We start from the raw sequence: 2,238 nt of genomic DNA on the forward strand, positions 1-2,238 counted from the left end.
TTAACGATAGGAGTAAAAGTTTCACCAAGAGAAACAATATCACTGGAACTCTTAAGAGGCGTAAACTCCAAATACTTCCAAAAACTATCAAACCTACCAGCAAAAACATCCCTACCAAAACCAATCCTAGAGAAATCATACTTGTAGAGTAGAGCACCACCACACTTAGAGCAAACATTAATAGGTTTATCAGCAGGATAAACAGAACCACAACCACTACAAACAATAGTGGAATCCAGCGTTGAAACCACGATAAATGAATAAAACAAACAATATATAACGGTTTCCCACAAATGAATATTCAAATAATCCAACAACAATATACAGTAATGTATGGATAAAAGGGTAAGTTTAAGGGTAAATGAGGAATTATGGGGGAAAGCTAAGATCCTAGCAGCCATAAGAGGTGTAACACTGAAATCCATGATAGAAGAACTTTTAGAAAGAGAGATAGAGGCGGAGGAAATTCTGAAAGATGAAACAAGCATATCAGAAGAAGACATAAACCTCCTAATGAAGAGGAGGATTGAGGGGAAGCACCCATTCATAATAATCAGCAATAAGAGTGCTGTGGAACTCGTAAGGGAGGTCAGAGGTCAATAAAACATACATTGATGTTACGACAGTATCATTTCCCAGCATTCATCATAAGGGAAAAGGTTATGGGTAATTAGGTTAATTCTTAAATGGAATTATGGTGAAGATAACCATTAATGTTGATGATGATCTATGGAAATTATTTAGCTTAATAGTAATGCATGAAAGGGGGAGGGGGGAGAGGAATGAAGTTATTGTTGAGCTAATAAAGGATTATGTTGAGAGAAGCAGCTTGCCTATTAATGAGAAACAACTTGAATATATTTTGCAAATTGAGGAGGAGAGGAAGGCTTTCCTGAAGATTAAAGGCAAACTTATCAAAGACCCGCAATATTGTGGGAAGTATGTGGCAATATTCAAAGGCGCCATCGTGGGATGCGATGAGGATAAAAGGAGACTTGCCGAAAACGTATACAAGAAGTATGGATATGTTCCAATCTATATTGATAAAGTAGCTCCAGGAGAAAGAGTTGTGGAAGCACCATCACCAGAGCTTAAATAAAACGCTCGACCAATATATACCCACTTATCCAAGATCTGGGAATCTGAATGTAAATTTAATTCAGAAATGATTTGAAAATATGCGAATTGCTAGTTATTTGGTAGTTTGAAGTCAGTTTGTGGAGACTTTATAGTTTATTATGCTGTTTGAGTTTAGTTTAGATAGTGTGAATGTGAATTCCATGCCATTTTTAGCTCCCTGCATACATATGATGATGTAGATAGTGGATTTCCCAAGGATTATGGTTGTGAAATCATTTTGAGGCGTACAGCTTGGACTTATACCTAAATCATACTCAAAACTTGAGCACCTAAAAACCTTGACTCCACTAATACTTTAAACCGATAAACCATTAACATTTATGTCCATGAGCCGGAGGGCTTCAACACCATCATTAACTATCTTAAATGTGAATGTGCTAGTGTTGCTTGACGAGTCATATGTGGAGCTTACGAGCTGAACACTTAAAGAACCAACACCACCAAAACGATACATATAAACGATGGAGTTAACCCAACCCATAAGAGAGAATATGATAAGAAATACCGTTGAAAGTACACTAATAGAGTAGGGGATGCTGAAAATTTTAAAGGTCACATGCAAAAATATGGTAAACAACTATATAAAGATTACCAAAAAATTGCATAATACACTTAAAAATTACATAATACACTTAAAAATTTGGAATAATTTTGCAAAAGAAGCCAATAAAAATAGTAAAATTTATATGTAAATTGGATGTAAATTTAAGTGATGGGTATGCAGAAAACTGGAATCCTTGAAAGAAAGGCCCTAATACTATTAAGCCTAACAATACTAACACTAATACTGACAACAACATTAGCTACACCAACCCTAGCCAAAATGGAAGTAATATCAGTAGAAAAAGACGAAAATGGTAAGACTTGGGTTACAATAGCAATATATAATGGTAAAGGAGAACTCGTAAAAATAGTAAAATTTGATCCACCGGGCTGGGATCCAGGATTTCCAAAAGAATAGACTAGAGCATCTAGAGCGACCAAAGCCCGTTAGAGCATGTGAGAGCTATGGTGGTGAACTGAGGTGCAGGAACTCGATGAAATAGATTACAGGATACTTACAGCCTTAGGGAGAAATCCTTTAGCAACAATAACGGA

At 36.0% G+C, this 2,238-nt stretch carries 4 protein-coding genes and 1 pseudogene; 3 read left to right on the forward strand and 2 right to left on the reverse strand.

Features of this window, described 5'->3' with window-relative positions:
- A pseudogene (locus MRT15_RS10950) lies at window positions 1-251 on the reverse strand (hypothetical protein); the annotation flags it as partial.
- Between the two features lie 82 nt (window positions 252-333).
- Between MRT15_RS10950 and MRT15_RS10955 the strand changes: the two are divergent.
- Together MRT15_RS10955 and MRT15_RS10960 are read left to right on the forward strand one after the other, a co-directional pair.
- Window positions 334-603, forward strand: a complete 270-nt coding sequence (locus MRT15_RS10955; RefSeq protein WP_304330223.1) for a hypothetical protein — start codon at window positions 334-336, stop codon at window positions 601-603.
- Between the two features lie 91 nt (window positions 604-694).
- Window positions 695-1,099 carry a hypothetical protein gene (locus MRT15_RS10960; protein WP_304330224.1) on the forward strand — a complete coding sequence of 135 codons (405 nt, stop codon included), beginning with the start codon at window positions 695-697 and terminating at the stop codon, window positions 1,097-1,099.
- A gap of 336 nt (window positions 1,100-1,435) precedes the next feature.
- Here the strand turns inward: MRT15_RS10960 and MRT15_RS10965 are convergent, their stop codons facing one another.
- Window positions 1,436-1,594, reverse strand: coding sequence for a hypothetical protein (locus MRT15_RS10965; RefSeq protein ID WP_304330225.1), 159 nt, complete (start codon window positions 1,592-1,594; stop codon window positions 1,436-1,438).
- Window positions 1,595-1,858: 264 nt separating this feature from the next.
- Here MRT15_RS10965 and MRT15_RS10970 point away from each other — a divergent pair, with 264 nt between their 5' ends.
- A complete protein-coding gene (locus MRT15_RS10970; RefSeq protein ID WP_304330227.1) occupies window positions 1,859-2,101 on the forward strand; it encodes a hypothetical protein in 243 nt (80 codons plus the stop codon).
- Window positions 2,102-2,238: the final 137 nt, after the last annotated feature.

It is taken from the genome of Candidatus Culexarchaeum yellowstonense (genome assembly GCF_024707025.1).
In the GTDB taxonomy this organism is placed as follows: Archaea; Thermoproteota; Methanomethylicia; order Culexarchaeales; family Culexarchaeaceae; genus Culexarchaeum.

What these genes read in the sequence shown, in the direction of transcription:
- MRT15_RS10965 (WP_304330225.1), bottom strand. Translation starts at nt 1,594, where the DNA reads ATGTATCGTTTTGGTGGTGTTGGTTCTTTAAGTGTTCAGCTCGTAAGC.
- MRT15_RS10960 (WP_304330224.1), top strand. Translation starts at nt 695, where the DNA reads ATGGTGAAGATAACCATTAATGTTGATGATGATCTATGGAAATTATTT.
- MRT15_RS10955 (WP_304330223.1), top strand. Translation starts at nt 334, where the DNA reads ATGGATAAAAGGGTAAGTTTAAGGGTAAATGAGGAATTATGGGGGAAA.
- MRT15_RS10970 (WP_304330227.1), top strand. Translation starts at nt 1,859, where the DNA reads ATGCAGAAAACTGGAATCCTTGAAAGAAAGGCCCTAATACTATTAAGC.